At 44.2% G+C, this 16,604-nt stretch carries 14 protein-coding genes and 1 riboswitch; all 14 genes read left to right on the top strand.

Features of this window, described 5'->3' with window-relative positions; genetic code table 11:
* Positions 1-316: 316 nt before the first annotated feature.
* Positions 317-1,843, top strand: coding sequence for a bifunctional methyltransferase/pyrophosphohydrolase YabN (gene yabN, locus GC102_RS17670; RefSeq protein ID WP_171690719.1), 1,527 nt, complete (start codon positions 317-319; stop codon positions 1,841-1,843).
* 164 nt (positions 1,844-2,007) lie between these two features.
* Entirely contained in the window at positions 2,008-2,280 is a 273-nt protein-coding gene (locus GC102_RS17665) for an HU family DNA-binding protein (RefSeq protein WP_029197991.1), read from the top strand.
* Positions 2,280-2,543 (top strand): RNA-binding S4 domain-containing protein, encoded by a 264-nt coding sequence (locus GC102_RS17660; RefSeq protein WP_029197990.1) that lies wholly within the window; start codon positions 2,280-2,282, stop codon positions 2,541-2,543. The genes GC102_RS17665 and GC102_RS17660 overlap by 1 nt, the downstream gene beginning before the upstream one ends.
* A 139-nt stretch (positions 2,544-2,682) precedes the next feature.
* The gene (yabP, locus tag GC102_RS17655; protein WP_029197777.1) at positions 2,683-2,970 is read left to right on the top strand and encodes a sporulation protein YabP; all 288 of its coding nucleotides are present in this window, start codon (positions 2,683-2,685) and stop codon (positions 2,968-2,970) included.
* The gene (gene yabQ / locus GC102_RS17650; RefSeq protein WP_171690718.1) at positions 2,967-3,542 is read left to right on the top strand and encodes a spore cortex biosynthesis protein YabQ; all 576 of its coding nucleotides are present in this window, start codon (positions 2,967-2,969) and stop codon (positions 3,540-3,542) included. The genes yabP and yabQ overlap by 4 nt, the downstream gene beginning before the upstream one ends.
* 15 nt (positions 3,543-3,557) lie before the next feature.
* Entirely contained in the window at positions 3,558-3,881 is a 324-nt protein-coding gene (locus GC102_RS17645; protein WP_171649120.1) for an FtsB family cell division protein, read from the top strand.
* Between the two features lie 108 nt (positions 3,882-3,989).
* Positions 3,990-4,586, top strand: a complete 597-nt coding sequence (locus GC102_RS17640; protein ID WP_056833811.1) for a S1 domain-containing RNA-binding protein — start codon at positions 3,990-3,992, stop codon at positions 4,584-4,586.
* Between the two features lie 762 nt (positions 4,587-5,348).
* A complete protein-coding gene (gene spoIIE, locus GC102_RS17635) occupies positions 5,349-7,841 on the top strand; it encodes a stage II sporulation protein E (RefSeq protein ID WP_171690717.1) in 2,493 nt (830 codons plus the stop codon).
* Positions 7,842-8,133: 292 nt separating this feature from the next.
* Entirely contained in the window at positions 8,134-8,835 is a 702-nt protein-coding gene (locus GC102_RS17630) for a class D sortase (RefSeq protein ID WP_312883307.1), read from the top strand.
* Between the two features lie 80 nt (positions 8,836-8,915).
* A riboswitch (cyclic di-GMP riboswitch) is annotated at positions 8,916-9,003 on the top strand.
* A 13-nt stretch (positions 9,004-9,016) separates the two neighbouring features.
* Positions 9,017-9,823: a transglutaminase-like domain-containing protein gene (locus tag GC102_RS40355; RefSeq protein WP_171690715.1), complete on the top strand. Its 807-nt coding sequence runs from the start codon at positions 9,017-9,019 to the stop codon at positions 9,821-9,823.
* Between the two features lie 202 nt (positions 9,824-10,025).
* Entirely contained in the window at positions 10,026-13,319 is a 3,294-nt protein-coding gene (locus GC102_RS17620) for a collagen binding domain-containing protein (RefSeq protein WP_171690714.1), read from the top strand.
* 157 nt (positions 13,320-13,476) lie between these two features.
* Positions 13,477-14,196 carry a vWA domain-containing protein gene (locus tag GC102_RS17615; protein WP_171690740.1) on the top strand — a complete coding sequence of 240 codons (720 nt, stop codon included), beginning with the start codon at positions 13,477-13,479 and terminating at the stop codon, positions 14,194-14,196.
* Positions 14,180-15,085, top strand: coding sequence for a protein kinase domain-containing protein (locus GC102_RS17610; RefSeq protein ID WP_171690713.1), 906 nt, complete (start codon positions 14,180-14,182; stop codon positions 15,083-15,085). The genes GC102_RS17615 and GC102_RS17610 overlap by 17 nt, the downstream gene beginning before the upstream one ends.
* A gap of 36 nt (positions 15,086-15,121) precedes the next feature.
* The gene (gene tilS / locus GC102_RS17605) at positions 15,122-16,537 is read left to right on the top strand and encodes a tRNA lysidine(34) synthetase TilS (protein WP_171690712.1); all 1,416 of its coding nucleotides are present in this window, start codon (positions 15,122-15,124) and stop codon (positions 16,535-16,537) included.
* Positions 16,538-16,604: the final 67 nt, after the last annotated feature.

The following is a 16,604-nucleotide window of genomic DNA, read 5'->3' as shown; positions in this document are numbered from 1 at the left end:
TCATTAGCTGCATTTCCTACAGTTAAATTCCATCCAAACAGCCGAATCAGCTGATTTCCTCTAAATTAGCTGCACATTTTGCAGCAAAACTCGCTGGATATGGGTTGTTTCTTCAGATTATCTGCACTATCTGCAGCAAACGTCGGTCGGGATGGGGAACAGGTGTGGTAGCTTTGGATAGTGGTTTTGTGCTCGGATAACCTGGACTATCTACAGCAAACGTAGGCTGGTGCCGGTTAGTAAAGGAACTTTTGCAAATCCTTAAATCCCATCCTTTTACATAGCAGTTAACCAACAATCTGGAGGTGTTTCCTACATGTCAACAAACAACCCGCAAATAACCGTCCTCGGACTCGGAACGGGAGACGAAGACCAGCTCACACTAGGTGTCTGGAAAAAGCTGCAGCTGGCTGCCAAGGAGCAAGCCGTGCTATACCTGCGCACGAAAGATCATCCGATGGTTCAGATGCTGGATACGAACCAGATTCCTTATCAAACGTTTGACGAGAATTACCTAGCGCACCAAACCTTCGAACAAGTGTACGAATCGATCGCAGAGGCGCTCATCCAATCCGCCAAGACGCAATCTTCCGAGGTTATTTATGCAGTGCCAGGCCATCCGATGGTGGCGGAGTACACGGTACAGCTTCTGAAACAACGCTGTCCATCCGAGGGCATCTCGCTCCAAATCATCGGCGGGGAGAGTTTTCTGGATCAAGCGTTTCTACGTTTTGGTTTTGACCCGATTGATGGCTTTCAACTGCTTGACGCGACCAGTCTGAGCCGTTATACTCTAAATCCGCAGCTTCATACTGTTATTGGACAAGTGTATGATACCCTTACGGCATCAGATCTTAAGATCAGCCTTATGGAGGCTTACCCTGATGATTATCGTGTCGTGGTCGGTCATTCCTTAGGTGTAACGGGCGTGGAGCAAATTATCGAAGTGCCTCTTCATGAGTTGGATCATGTCAAAGGCTACGGCAATCTGTCTCTCGTCTGGGTGCCGCGCAGCGAGCAAGATGAGCTTTATTACCGCACTTTTGGCCGATTGCATGAAATCGTTCAAATCCTACGCAGCCCGGAAGGCTGCCCTTGGGATCGTGAGCAGACGCATGCCAGCCTGCGCAAGAATCTCATCGAGGAAGCGTATGAGGTTCTTGAAACAATAGACGAAGACGATCCGGAGCATATGTGTGAGGAGCTCGGCGATCTGCTCTTACAAGTGATGCTGCATGCGCAGATGGAAGAGGAAATCGGCACGTTCACCGTTTATGATGTCATCGCCACGTTGAACGAGAAACTCATCCGCCGGCACCCTCATGTATTCGGTGAGAACAAGGCTGAGGATGCTGACGAAGCTCTTGTGAACTGGAATGCCATGAAGGCGGAGGAGAAGCGTAAGAAGGGCATTGATATCACGAAGCAATCCGTACTTGACGGTGTGCCACGCGAGCTGCCAGGCCTTATGAAGGCGCTGAAGCTTCAGAAAAAGGCAGCGACAGTTGGTTTTGACTGGTCAGAGCTGGAAGATGTCCTGAATAAGGTGGAAGAAGAGTTAACGGAGCTTCGCGAAGCCATTGCTAATCCATCCGAAGTAGGGGCTCAAGATCGGCTCGAGGAGCTAGGCGACGTCCTTTTCTCCATCGTCAATGTCGCTAGATTCCTGAAGGTTGATCCGGAAGAGGCGATCGCGCAGACGAACCGCAAATTCATTCAAAGATTTTCATATATCGAAGATCAAATACGTTTAAGAGGGCTTTCTTTTGAACAAACTGAATTATCAGAGATGGAAAATTTATGGCAGGAAGCAAAAAAAGTTGCAAAACTTGGCCAGAGTTAGAAGGATTTTGCCGAAAAAAGCAGAATACTAGATTTGGTGTAAGGTTGAATATGGAAATATAATATAGGGATCTTTGAACAAACTTCAAAGTCTCTCAGCTTTGCAAAATAGCTACATAGTAGAAGACTAGATCTTCAAACATTTTTGGGAGGTAAAGAAAACACATGAACAAAACAGATTTGATCAACAACATTGCAGAAAAAAGCGGACTTACTAAGAAAGACGTTGAAGTTGTACTTAACGGATTCCTTGGTGAAGTAACGGACGCTCTTTCATCCGGAGATAAAGTTCAATTAATCGGTTTCGGAACATTTGAAACTCGCAAACGTTCTGGTCGTACAGGCCGTAACCCACAAACAGGCAACCCAATCGTGATCGCGGAATCCAACGTTCCTGCTTTCAAAGCGGGCAACAAGCTTAAAGACGCTGTAAAATAATGCGTATCGATAAGTTTCTCAAAGTATCTCGTCTCATCAAACGTCGCACCGTGGCGAAGGATGTGTCCGATCAAGGGCGTGTCTGGATTAACGGTAGAGATGCCAAAGCGAGTACACACGTGAAAGTCGGAGATGAGCTCTCTATTCAATTCGGTCAGAAAAAAGTGACGATTCGAGTGGAGGTTCTTTCGGAGTCGACCCGCAAGGAAGACGCTGCTCAGATGTACACGCTGCTCAAGGAAGAAGCTTTTCAATCCGAATAACACGGCAAGTTGTGAAATAGCCTGAGATTCCTGAATAGGGGTCTCGGGCTATTTTTATATTTGTATGACGGCTAATGCATGGTTCTAAAATAGGACATCCTCCCATATCGTAATGATAGATGAAGGAGGGGTACAGGCCATGATTGAACCCGTGAAAAACACGAATAAGCGGCAAGAAATTAAAATGCTGAATCGCAAGCTCTTGGAGATCTCCGGAGTTTTGAACGTAGAAAGCTTTGACAGTGAAGAGTTCCTCCTTGAAACGGAAATGGGCTACTTGATGATTAAAGGACAGAATTTGCACATCAAGAACTTAAGTTTGGAACAAGGGTTGGTCGCCATAGAAGGAATCATTCACGAATTAGCTTATGTGGACGGAAATACCCAGGAGAAATCCAAGGGGTTCCTTGGTAAGTTATTCAAGTGACTCTAAATGTTCAGTTCCATACGATCTTCATGATGTTCCTGAGCGGAATCGCCATAGGTGCGATCTTCGATGTGTTTCGTGTGCTCTCTGGCAAGCTGAGACTGCCGCGATGGACGATTCCGTTCATTGATATGGTTTATTGGATTGTGGCGACAATCCTCGTGTTCCGTCTGCTCATTTACAGTAATGAAGGACAAGTTCGTGTATTTATTTTTCTGGGGATGGGGATTGGCATTTGTTTTTATTTCGCCTTCCTCAGTACTTGGATCATCCGGCTTACGCTGCTTCTCATTCGAATTACGATTGCTGTCTACCGTTTCATTGCTAAAACTGTCGAAATTATCCTGATTAAACCGATTATTGGCTTATATCGTCTAACTGTGATTATTTTGGGCTTTTTACTAGCTGTAGCTATATTCCTTTATAGAATTGTGCTACAATTGCTTTATCCTGTGTGGAGATTACTCCTTTGGATGACTCGGCCTGTGCATAAATATTTTGTTATCCCTGTTTGGTTGAAGAAACTTAAGGGTAATATCATATTGATCTTTCGCAGGTTATTCTCAAAGTAGGAGGCATTCCTATTCATGCATGCTAAAGCAACCGTTCCATCCAAGCGCAGCAACAGTGTAGGCTCGAAACGAAGACTGCGTTTTCTAATGATTTTTGTCCTATGTTTTATGAGCTGGGCTGCTGTGAACATCTGGGGGCAGTTCGCTAAGCTGCAAGAGAAGAGTAGTGTCGTAGCGAATATGGAGCAACAGCTTGTTGAGTCAAAAAAACTCAAGGAGCAAACAACGAAAGAAATCGCTCGACTTCATAATGACGAGTATTTGGATCAAATTATTCGTCGAGATTTTCATTATAGTAAAACCGGAGAGACGCCACTAAGTGTCTCAAAGTCGCAATAAAAATCAACAAGAAGAAGAGGCTGTTGCCGTGTTGACCGTGGTTTCTGCATCGGTTATAATCGGCGTAGCCAGTGTTTTCAACATTTTAAGGGAGGAACATTTTACTTTATGGCAATTGAAGTTGGCACCAAGTTAGAGGGTAGAGTGACGGGGATTACTCACTTTGGAGCATTCGTCGAGCTTGCTGAAGGAGTTACCGGTCTTGTTCACATTTCGGAGATCGCGGACAACTATGTGAAAGACGTTAATGACCATTTAAAGCTGGATGACAAAGTATTGGTCAAAGTGATTAACGTGGACAAGGATGGCAAGATCGGACTGTCGATCAAGCAGACGGTTGACAAGCCAGTTGAGGAAAGACCAGCTCGTCCTGAACGTACAGGTGGCAGCAGCTATCAAGGACGTCCAAGTGGAGATCGTCCAGGAGGCTACCAAGGTGGTCGTCCAAGTAGCGGCGGAGAACGTAGTGGTCCTCCAAGCGGTGGTCCCGGTGGTGGTGGCGGTCGTCCAGGTGGCGGCGGTGGCTTCAATCGAGGCGGCGGCGGTGGTGGTCGCGGCGGCTTTAACAAGCAGCAAGGCGGAGCTAGACCGTTTTCGTTCGAAGATAAAGTATCTCGGTTCCTTAAAGATAGTGAAGAGCGGATTTCGTCTTTGAAAAAGAATACCGAGTCCAAACGCGGTGGCCGAGGCGGAAGAAGAGATTAATAGATGCAGTAACGAACCACATTCGCTTAGGCGAGTGTGGTTTTTTTTATTTGGGGTAAGTGAAGCTTACCTATTTGAGATGCTTAGTTTTACATGCCGTAGGCCTAACCAAAATTTGATTTTTAGTTGTTCAGCAGATTCGTGAGGGTATTGATAGTGGATACCAATGTTGTATTTTCTACAACAATTTAAACGCCAAAAGGCTATTTTGCAACTTGAAGTTGCAGTTCGTACAACAATTAGAACCCATTTCTTGCGAAATCGCCAATATAGGGCCCAAATGTTGTAAATTATACAACAACAATGGGAGAGAGCCGGGATCTAGGCAGCAATTGTTGCACTTTCTACAACATCATTCAACCGAGAATAGGGATTCATTCGTCCGGCAACCTCAAGCGAGCATATTTGACGATGGATTCCGATGTAAGACACCTTAATGTAGATTAGATTGAATGAATCGACGGTCTATGTTAAAGCTATTTTTTACCAAACGTCAAATAGTTAAAATAACGTAAAGAACAATCGACATGGAATTACGGGTATCTCCCCCATACGCAGGGCGAAAGTTCGAGGCAATCAGACTTTTGGAAACGTTTTCGATACGGTAAAACGAGACTAGGCAAGGGCTGAGGCATGGTGACAAGGCAAACACGGATTGTCGGAAATTTCTTTGAATCTATCAACTCATTCTGACAAACTTTCTGCTAGATTGTCTCTATACTAGAGAAACAAATAAGGAATGAATGGATGGTGTTCGAAAACATGCAGAGAAGAAGCTTAGGCACAGTGATTGGTGGCGGTTGGTCGGGATTGTGGCAGAAAGCGAAAATAGGCGCACACAGCGCTGCCGTGGAAAATCGATTCGTACAAGCCTTTGTAGCTAAGAAGTGGTCTTTACTGCTCATCGTGATGGCTTTCTTACTCGGTCGTGCGATGATTTTGGAACAGCTATCTCCGTTTGCGCTTGCGTTCATTGCTGTCATTTATTTTACAAGGAGAGATATTTTACACTGGGTAGGTGTCGCTGCATTTGCTGGTAGCTTATTCTCGCTGAGTTCGAATACGGGTTATCTTGTTACGGAGATCATCGTTTTCTTACTCATCCAAAAAGCTTTGGAGAAATTTGAACGCTCCGATATTTCCTTAGCGCCGCTTCTTGTATTCAGCTCGACCTTGCTGGTTCAGCTCTTTGCAGAGCTTGTAGTCTCAAACTTAAGCTGGTATACGCTAATGATGGTCTCCGTTGAGGCACTGCTAAGTCTAGTGCTGACACTAATTTTTATTCAAGCAATTCCTGTATTTACGCTTACCCGCAAGAACTACCATTTGAAACATGAGGAAATTATTTGTTTGATTATCTTGTTAGCTTCTGTGATGACAGGAACGGTTAGCTGGGTTGTGGGTCCAATCACCGTAGAACATGTGCTGTCCCGGTATTTAATTCTATTATTTGCGCTGGTGGGAGGAGCGCCTTTCGGAGCCTCGGTAGGAGTCATTACAGGATTAATCCTAAGTCTTGCAAATAGCAATGCAGTTTATCAAATGAGTTTACTGGCTTTCTCGGGGATGTTAGCAGGGCTTCTGAAAGATGGTAATCGATTGGCTGTTGCATTCGGAATGCTGCTCGGGTCATCGATACTTGCCTTCTATATGGGATCAGGGGCTGATGTGATCAACTCTACATGGGAGTCGCTTGCAGCTGTAGCACTCTTCCTGTTGACACCGAGGAGTCTGATTCTGACTCTTGCTAAATATGTGCCCGGCACTCAGGAAAATCTGAAATCCCAACAGGATTATGCGAAGCGGGTTCGGGATGTTACGGCAGGACGTGTGGAACAATTCTCTGAAGTGTTCCGCCAGCTGGCGCGCAGCTTTAAGCAGTTGACGACCGATGATGCGGTAAGTCGCAAGGAGGAGGATGTTGGCCATTTCATGAATGCGGTTGCGCAGAAGGCTTGTGATTCCTGCTGGAAAAAGAGCCAGTGCTGGGATCAAAAATTTTATCAAACCTATACGTATATGACCGATATGATGACCCAAATTGAGATGAAGGAGAGTATGACGAAGAAGAATATTCCACCGGAGTGGAGGAAGGTATGTATTCGCACGGATCAAGTGCTGGATGTGATGAAACAGCAGTATGGCTTGTACAAGAATGATATGCATTGGAAAAAGCAGATTATGGATAGCCGGCATCTCGTGGCTGATCAGCTTTCGGGCGTGTCCCAAGTCATGGAGGACTTGGCCAAGGAGATTAAACGGGAAGGACAGGAGCTGTTCCTGCAAGAGGAGCAAATTCGTAATGCCCTGGAGGAGCTGGGCTTATCCATCCATACCATCGATATCATTTCCTTGGATGAAGGAAATATCGAGATTGAGATCATTCATCAATACACGAAGGGCTTCGATGAATGTCGGAAAATCATTGCGCCGCTCTTGAGCGAAATTATCGGCGAGAACGTCGCCGTCATGCGCGAGGAGATGCATGCGCGCGGTGAGGGCTACAGCACGGTCGTATTCGGCTCCGCCAAGGAATACGAGGTTGAGACCGGGGTCGCCGGCGCAGCCAAAGGGGGCGACCTCTTCTCAGGCGACAGCTTCTCCACGGTGGAGCTGGGCAATGGCAAGTATGCCGTGGCGCTTAGCGACGGCATGGGTAACGGCGAGCGCGCGCGTGCGGAGAGCCAGACGGCTTTGAGCATCCTGCAGCAGCTGCTGCAGTCAGGGATGGACGAGAAGCTGGCGATCAAGTCGCTGAACTCGGTGTTGATGCTCCGCTCTTCGGACGAGATGTACGCGACCGTAGATATGGCCTTGATCGACATGTACAGCGCAAATACAACGTTCATGAAGATTGGCTCTACCCCTAGCTTCATTAAGCGCGGGACGGAAGTGATTTCGATATCGGCTAATAATTTGCCGGTGGGTATCCTGAGCGAGATTGATGTTGATCTGGTCTCGATTCCGCTCCAATCGGGTGATATCCTTGTCATGATGACAGATGGGATCTACGATGCACCGGGACATGCTGTAAACAAAGAGATGTGGATGAAGCGGATGATTCAGGAAATTGATACGACGATGCCGCAGGATTTTGCGGACTGTCTATTAGAAAGGATTTTCCGTCACCATCATGGCGAAATTCAAGATGATATGACTGTCGTTGTGGCACGAGTCGAGAAGAGGCAGCCCGAGTGGGCCACATTCCGCTGGCCAGGAATTACGCGAATGGAGCGTCCCAAGACGGTTAGTTAATGGAGAAATAGAAGCCATAACAGCTCATTTGCTGTTATGGCTTTTTATGTGCAGCGATTCCCTTTAGTGCATAGCGGACGCTGCATATTTGAAATTGGAAAATTTTCACTTCGAAGTTGCACTTAGAATTCAAATCATGTTTAACTTATGAATATGTGTGTTAACTAATTATTCCAAATCTAGTGATTTCAATAAAATTCTAAGTTGTCAGAGCTTTATATGATGCCAAAGCATCCTAAGACTGTCAGACTATCATTGGTGCATGAGATCCAAGAGAAAGGTGGTACCACTGGTGATAAGAAAAAAGCTATCACTGTTAATTATCGTTCTTGGGATTATCATTTTTCTCTATCCAACGTTAAACGATCATTATGAGAGCTATCAGCAGAATAAAATTTTGAAACAATGGCAGGAAAATCTGCAGGATATGGATCAGACAGGCTCTGACATTGAGGAGGAGACAGATGCGGGGTTAGTCGTGCCTTCTTCCAGTCCCGTAGCGGAAGCTCTGCCGACAAGCAGCCAGCCGAGCAGCCAACCAAGCCCTTTGGCCGTGAAAACGACGCCGAGGCCAGTTACTTTGCCGCAGAAGAATATAGAAGGTGTTCTCACTATCGATAAAATTGATCTGAAGCTCCCTATTCTGACAGATGCAACCGTGAATAATTTGAAGATTTCCGTTGCCAGTATTGCCAAAACAGGCAAAGTAGGAGCAGTTGGTAACTATGCCATTGCGGGTCATCGAAACCTGACCTACGGGAAAAATTTTAATAGATTAGATGAAGTCACCGAAGGGGATTTCATAGAAGTGAATACAGGGAGCAAAACGTATATTTACAAAGTAGTGGACAAACAGTATGTCCTCCCAGAGGATGTCTGGGTGCTGAAGGGCAATGGCAAAGATCGGGAGATTACGCTAATAACTTGCCATCCTATGGAAAATCCGACTCATCGTATAGCGATTAAAGGAATCATGGTGCAGTCTAAGGAATAACATGTAATATTTTGTCTATTCAGAGAGACAAGCCTATGTTAAGATTGCACTATAGTAATTATAAGGGATTCGGTGCGTTCCTCCGATAAAGGCAAATCTAGCGAAAACTAGAGACGCAAAACTAAAGGGCCTTCCTTAGCCGAACTAAGTTGGCAGCCAGTTACCGAAAGGGGATTTTTTTGTGTTCAAAAGGCCGATTATACGAGCGATCATTGCAACGTTTCTGTTTACTCTTGCTCCACAAGGGATATTTGCAGCTTCCAATCCTTCCGTGATTGATAAAGATGCTCTGAATAAAGGGATTATCTCGGTAAATTATTCAAACGCTAAGAATACCAAAGTTCTCGTACGAATTATGAGAGAAAATATCAAATATGACTACACCTTTGAAGAAGGAGATCAGTACCCTTTGCAACTAGGAAACGGCTCATATAAAGTACTGATTGGAGAGTCCATAGGAGCTAATAAATACAAAGTTGTTGAGCAAGAACAAATAGATTTAGAAATGGAAGACGAGAATACCGTATTTCTGCAGTCCATTCCGTTGATCGATTGGAACGATGAATCGAAGGCAGTCGTGGAGGCTAAGCAATTGGCTGGGAATAAGGAAACGGATTTCGACAAAATAAAAGCCATATATGGCTATATCACGACACATTTTCAGTATGATTATGAGAAGGCCCAAACTGCAGCAGATAGTTACGTACCTAATCTGGATATGGTCTACGCAGCGTCCAAGGGAATTTGTTATGACTTTTCAGCTACTTTTGCGGCAATGGCAAGAAGCGAGGGGATTCCAACCCGTCTGGTTATGGGATATGAAAACCATGCGCCAGATACTTATCATGCGTGGAATCAAGTCTTCTTAAAGGAAAGTCAGGAATGGGTAACGATCGATACCACGTATGACGCTGTTCATATACAAGCCGGTGAAACGATAGATATTATAAAAAATGATTCTAATTATAAGATATCGAAAATATATTAAATGAATGGATGAAACCTGATCTCATAACTGAGAACAGGTTTTTTTGTGCTTTTTCCAACCAAAAAAAATATTAAATTCCAAGATTTACAATACATCTTGTATCATATATCATAGGTAATGATACAATTTGTTTCAAAATCATAGGAGGTATACACATAAATAATCTTTATAAAAATTGATTCATGAATGGAGGTATGAAATTATGTTGAAAAAGACGAGTGCGCTGCTGATTACTTTATTAATTTTTATGCAGAGTATTTACGGGATTGGCTTTTTTACTGAGGCCAGTGCAAAAACGATTTCGAACACTATTCTTGACAGCGTGACGATGGCTGTATACGACAGTGCAGGACAAGTGGTGACTGGCAATGTTTACGAGCCAAACTCCACAATTCAGCTTGACTATACGTGGTCGCTGCCAAACGGTCATGGGTATAAAAGTGGTGATACGTATACATTCACACTGCCGCAGCAATTTTTGCTTTTCAATGATATCAACGGTAATTTGGTAATGGGACAGGATCAGTTAGGAATTTTCCATGTTGATCAGGCTAGTCATCAAGTATTGATCACCTTTAACAACTACATAGAAAGCCATGATAATGTACATGGCACGCTTACTTTCAGAACAAAGTTAGATACAAGTAAACTTACGGAAAGCACAACGGTAACGGTTACCATTCCGGTCAAATCTGGTGATCAGATTTTCACTCTCCATCTTAGACCATCGGTCACTTCCACAATCGAAAAAAGTGGCGTATCATCTGGTTTTAATTCGAAAGATATTCATTGGACCATTGATGTGAATAAGACGCTGGATTCTGTTCAGGACGCTGTGGTGACGGACCGGATCCCTACAGGTCTATCAGTTCCTGTTACTGTAGCCGTCTATGATTTAGGGGTTCATTTAAATGGGACTGTTGTACAAGGAGCATTGGTGGATGTCAGTAAGTATACAGTAAGTATAACAGGATCAGATCTGACTGTTCGATTCACGGAGTCTCCTATTCATACGGCTTACCGCATTCAATATACGACGCCAATTACTGATTTTAATAAAAAGACCTTTGTGAATGCGGCAGCTTTTGGAGGAAGTAATAAAGACCCTGTTCAAACCTCTGTGACAGTCCAAGTAACTCTTGGCAGCTCTTTGGATAAAATTGTGGAGAGCTATAATCCATTTACGCAAATTATTAGTTGGGGAATTAAATATAATTATAACGAAAGGACAATTGCCCAGTCAGCAGCATTCCTAAAAGACTTATTCAATGATACACAAGAGATAGTTGCAGGATCCCTACATGTCTATCCCGTAACGTTCAATTCGAGTGGAAATGAAACACTGGGAATTGAATTGCCGAGTGGGGAGTACACCGTGACAACGGAAGTAGCCGCAGGCAAGAAAGGATTTAAACTGCAATTTAATCATAATATTTCATCGGCATATAAAATTACTTATCAGACTAAGGCAAGCAATCCGGTCATGAATATTGCGATCATTACGAATACTGTTACGTCAGGCAGCGAAGCAAGTGATTCAGCAACACAGCCTATTGAACAGGGGGCTGTTCACAAGTATCCTGGAACCGTAGATTACAAGGCCAAAACTGTAGCTTGGCATATAGTTATTAACAGAGACAGTCAGTTGATGAACAATGTGGTTGTGACAGATACATTTCCGAAAAAAGGATTGCGTTTCATACCTGATTCGTTAGTCATAAAAAAAGGAAACGTGATCGTACCGTCGACGGATTATATCTTTGATAGTTCTGTCCCCGTTGAGGATGGGTTCAAAGTGAAATTCACGAATGCGATCTCAGAACCAATTTCGATTGATTACAAAACAGATTTTAATTTAGATTTGATCAGTCCTCCGGGAACTACTGATTTCATTAATTCAGCTAAGGTCGATTGGATCGACAGCTCTGAGAAAACAAAGACACAAACGGCATCAGCAACATTTATTCCAAGAATTGAAGTGAAGAACAATGGGTTTAAATTCGGTGGGTACAACGCTGTTACGAAAGAAATCACATGGACTGTGGGAGTCAACTATAACGGCAAAACACTTGCAGATGCAAATATTCAAGATACGTTAGAGTCAAATCAAAAGTTTGATGTTAATTCGCCTGATTCGCTTCATGTTTATAAAATGACGATCAATCCGGAAAATGGCAACCCATCACGAGGCGGGGAGATAGACCGCAAAAAATATGAATACACACTGGATAACCAAAACAAGCTAATTGTTCATTTCCTTCAACCCATTTCAGAACCATTTTACATCGTTTTTAAAACGAGTTTGCAAGGTCAACTGATTAACAGCACGGTTTCTAATACAGCTATTGCATATGATGGAACTAAACAGGTTTCCGGCGATCTCAAAGCGACTCTGCCCATTTCTAAGGGCGGAGAATACGTAAGTAAAAGCGGGTCGCAAAGTGGAGATAAAATAAACTGGTCCGTCCAAATCAATTATGGTCAATCTACGTTAAACGATGCGAAAATCATCGATACACCGTCAATCAATCAACAATTATTGCCGAATTCATTCCATTTGTTTGCAACGATTGTGACTAGCAACGGGAATGTCACGAAGGGGACTGAATTAACGAAGGGCGTGGATTACAAGCTAGTTATTAATACGGACAATCAAGGTATGCAAACATTTGAACTGAGTTTCGTCAAACAGATATCAACAGCGTACATTTTGGAATATCAATCTTTAATTATGGCCAACGATCACGAAACGGTTTCCAATAAAATCAGTCTCAGCGGCACCAACGTAACCACTATTACGGAAGAAACGACCAAGGTTATTCAGGTAGGTGTTTCGGATGGATCTGGCACTGGCAGCGGAGTCCGAGGGTCATTGACGGTTAAGAAAATTGATTCTACAAACAATACGTTATTGCTCCGCGGCGCAATATTTGAACTGAAACGTAAATCGGGTGAGAAGATTAACAGTTTAACAACGGATGAAACAGGTACGGTTGTATTTAACAATCTACTTGCAGGTGATTATGTAGTGAGTGAAATAACAGCTCCTCCTGGATACGTTTTAAATAAAGAGGTTAACCAGATAACCCTTCATCCGGGAGATGAGCTTCATCTTAATGTGATTAACACGAAGACGACGGATATTGGATCACCGCCCCCAGAATCAACAAACCCACCGGGGGAGCCAACACCACCGCCAACGACACCAACACCACCGCCAACACCAACACCAAGCCCGACACCAGGTGCAACGCCACCGCCGTCTATAACACCAACACCAAGTGTAACGCCAACACCGCCAACGGTTCCTACTCCTTCGACGGATCCGGACATACCAATTGATACTGATAATGATGTGCCCTTGGGGGGAATTCCACCTATCACTAAACCAGAGACCCTTCCAACGACAGGAGAATCTAGCCATCTATACGTGGAAATTGCAGGCATCACTCTAATCCTTCTAGGTCTTATCCTAAGAAGGAGATTCACTCGGTAAAACTTCAATCTTGAGACAGTCTACCAGTACATTGGGGCGGGCTGTCTTTTTATTTCGCTTAGTTAGCTCGTGATTAGACTCTCTCATAAATGGAAAAACTAGGAGTAGAACTACTAGAGAGCTAATCTTTTCTTGGGCCAGGGAGGCAAATATCATGATGAAGCAGATTCTTTTAATTACAGATGGGTGTTCCAATGTAGGAGTGAGTCCGGTAATAGCAGCAGCACAAGCTCATACCGAAGGCGTTACCGTTAATGTCATCGGGGTGATTGACCATGGGGAGCTAGGGGTACTAGGTTCTGAGGAGATTCAAGAGATTGCTGCGGCGGGCGGTGGGATGAGCCGAATCGTGAATTCAGGCCAACTTTCCCAGACGGTTCAGATGATGACGCGTAAAACGGTAACCACAACAATTCAGCATGCCGTAGGCAAAGAATTGCAAAGTATTCTAGGCTTTAATCAATTGGAGCAGTTACCACCAGAGAAGCGCGCCGAAGTGGTTCAAGTGATCGATACCATGAGTGAAACCACCTCACTCCGCGTAGCTCTTTTAATAGATGCTAGTGCTAGTATGAAGCCTAAGCATGCAGCGGTGCGTGAAGCAATTCATGATCTGTTGCTTAGTCTTAGAGCCCGCAGCGGCAAGAGTGAGCTAGCTGTTTTCCACTTTCCGTCAACCAAAACGAGGGATCAGGAATTAGAAATGGATCTCAGTTGGACGAATCAACTTGCAAATTTAGACAGGATGTTCTATAAAATAAACATGAAGGGTACAACTCCGACAGGTCCGGCGTTACTGCAAACTTTGCAGTTCATAACGGAGAAGCCTATCTTACCAAAGACCGAGGATGGGATGCTGAGTGACTACGTGGTATGAAGACGCCTTCCGTCCTGGGTCAGAAATCCAAGGGAAATGGAACGGCAAGATGTATGTGGTCGAGCGTTTATTAGGTGCAGGTTCCAATGGTGTAGTGGCGCTCGTGCGAAGAGGGACAGCTAGATTTGCGCTTAAAGCAGGTCATGAGACGGTTGATCATCAATCGGAGATTAATTCCTTGCTTGCCATCTCACTGACAGAAACTTCGTTCAAGAACTTCTTAATAGATGCCGATGATATGACGATAAATGGGAAAGAAGTCTCTTTCTATGTCATGCGCTATATTGAGGGAATGACGATTTCTAATTTTATACATAAACGTGGTCAGGATTGGATCTATGTGATTGGTTCTAACCTACTTCGAAAGTTAACGGAGGTTCATAAGAGCGGCTATGTTTTCGGTGATCTGAAGATCGAGAATATGATCGTTTCCAATTATGGCGATGTGGATCTCATTGATTTTGGTGGTGTCACTCCTAAAGGCAGAGCGATTAAACAGTTAACCGAAGTGTATGACCGCGGCTTTTGGAATATGGGGGAGCGGGTTGCGGAAGAGAGCTATGATCTATTTTCATTTGCCATTTTACTATTAAAATCGCTCGATCAACGCAAACGCTTCACTGGTTTATCCAAAATGCTGCCTCAAAACCGAGATTTAGATCAATTAACGGCCATCATGCGCGAAAATTCAGTTGCCGCCCATATCGCACCATTTCTTAACAAAGCTTTAAATAATGAGTTTGATTCTTCGCAAGAAGCCTATCAGTACTGGAGAACGTTGGTTTCAGGTAAGAAGATTACGCAGTCAACACTCCAAATGCCATGGCTGAAAATATGCTTCGCCGCTTCTATTTTTATTTTTGGGGCAACGCTCTATATGTATTGGTAGCATGACGGAAAGTGCAGGAATAGAAAGGAATACCCGATGGAAATCGATCTTGTTGCCAAGGTGGAACAGCGAATTATTGAAGAAAAACTCGTCGATCCAGGAGATGTAGTTGTCGTTGCGGTTTCAGGAGGACCTGATTCCGTGGGGCTGCTTCATGTCCTTTTTGCCCTTGCTGAGCGTTATAGCTGGCAGCTCGTTGTTGCTCATGTGAATCATCAATTCCGCGGCGCGGAATCGGATGCGGAAGCCTCTTTCGTAGAGAAGCTTGCAGATGACCTAGGGCTTCCATGTGAAATCGGCGTCATTGATGTGCCCGCCTATATAGAGGAAACGTCACTCAATGGGCAAGCCGCGGCACGTGAGAAGCGTTACGAATTTCTTCATCAGATTGCGGCGAAATACAGCGCTAAGCGTATTGCCTTCGCTCATCATGCGGATGATCAAGCCGAAACCGTCATGATGCGGATTCTGAGAGGGACAGGCCCTTCAGGCCTGGTTGGTATGCCGGAGCGTAGGCGCGAAAAAAAAGTGGAACTGATTCGTCCGTTTTTACGTATATACAAAGCAGATATTGTGAATTATTGCGCTCAGCATGAAATGACGTATTGTAAGGACAGCAGCAATGAGCTGCGGAAGTATTTTCGTAATCAGATTCGGCTTGATGTGATGCCGATGCTGAAGCAGTATAATGAACAACTTCCAGAGTCACTGAATCGATTGACGGATTTGATGCGAGCTGAGGATGATTATTTGGCCAAAGAAGCCGAGCAGGTTTTTCGCCGAATAACGACTTTTCAGCAAGCCTGCTGCCGCATAGTAAGACGCGATTTCACTGAGCTGCACGTTGCTTTACAAAGGCGTTTGATTAAATTAATATTAAACTGTCTTTGTTTGGAAAGAGATCGGTTGGATTTTACACGAATTGAAAGTATGCGTGAGTTGATTTTACAGGATAAGGTTTCTAATCAAGTCCTTCAGGTGGATGAACAGGTTTATATTGTGAGAGAATATGAATCTATTCAATTTCAGACCTTCGCTCCTTCTACGAAGCCTTATGCTTATGAGGTTGGATTAGATACAAGCGAGCTGAGCCTGCCGGAAGTGGAAGCCAAACTGATTTGCTCATGGGTGCCGGCTAGTTCGAAGGAGACAACTGCTTTTTTCTCATCTGCAACGGACGTGTTTTTGGATCTGGATCAACTTAACTTGCCGCTTGTTGTAAGGAGTCGCAAGACAGGAGATCGGTTTGAGCCGCATGGTTTAAACGGATCCAAAAAAGTAAAGGATATGTTCATTGATGCCAAAATGCCGCTAAGCCGGCGTGATGTCATTCCACTGCTAGTCGATGCTTCCGGGCAAATCCTTTGGATTGCTGGCTTTCGTAGGTCCAAGCACGCTCTGGTTGGACCAGATACAGTACGTGTACTTCATATGAAGCTAGTGCTGAAGTAATATGCGTAAATTTCGTTCTTCTAGAATGTAAATTTATAAGGATTCATAATATAAAACTAGGGGGTTC

Source organism: Paenibacillus germinis (genome assembly GCF_013141785.1).
Taxonomy (GTDB): domain Bacteria; phylum Bacillota; class Bacilli; order Paenibacillales; family NBRC-103111; genus Paenibacillus_E; species Paenibacillus_E phytorum.
The sequence above is the reverse complement of the archived record's forward strand: the minus strand, read 5'-3'. Positions and strand labels throughout refer to the sequence as shown.

What these genes read in the sequence shown, in the direction of transcription:
- GC102_RS17615 (WP_171690740.1), top strand. Translation starts at nt 13,477, where the DNA reads ATGAAGCAGATTCTTTTAATTACAGATGGGTGTTCCAATGTAGGAGTG.
- GC102_RS17640 (WP_056833811.1), top strand. Translation starts at nt 3,990, where the DNA reads ATGGCAATTGAAGTTGGCACCAAGTTAGAGGGTAGAGTGACGGGGATT.
- yabP (WP_029197777.1), top strand. Translation starts at nt 2,683, where the DNA reads ATGATTGAACCCGTGAAAAACACGAATAAGCGGCAAGAAATTAAAATG.
- GC102_RS17620 (WP_171690714.1), top strand. Translation starts at nt 10,026, where the DNA reads ATGTTGAAAAAGACGAGTGCGCTGCTGATTACTTTATTAATTTTTATG.
- yabN (WP_171690719.1), top strand. Translation starts at nt 317, where the DNA reads ATGTCAACAAACAACCCGCAAATAACCGTCCTCGGACTCGGAACGGGA.
- spoIIE (WP_171690717.1), top strand. Translation starts at nt 5,349, where the DNA reads ATGCAGAGAAGAAGCTTAGGCACAGTGATTGGTGGCGGTTGGTCGGGA.
- GC102_RS17665 (WP_029197991.1), top strand. Translation starts at nt 2,008, where the DNA reads ATGAACAAAACAGATTTGATCAACAACATTGCAGAAAAAAGCGGACTT.
- tilS (WP_171690712.1), top strand. Translation starts at nt 15,122, where the DNA reads ATGGAAATCGATCTTGTTGCCAAGGTGGAACAGCGAATTATTGAAGAA.
- GC102_RS17645 (WP_171649120.1), top strand. Translation starts at nt 3,558, where the DNA reads ATGCATGCTAAAGCAACCGTTCCATCCAAGCGCAGCAACAGTGTAGGC.
- GC102_RS17660 (WP_029197990.1), top strand. Translation starts at nt 2,280, where the DNA reads ATGCGTATCGATAAGTTTCTCAAAGTATCTCGTCTCATCAAACGTCGC.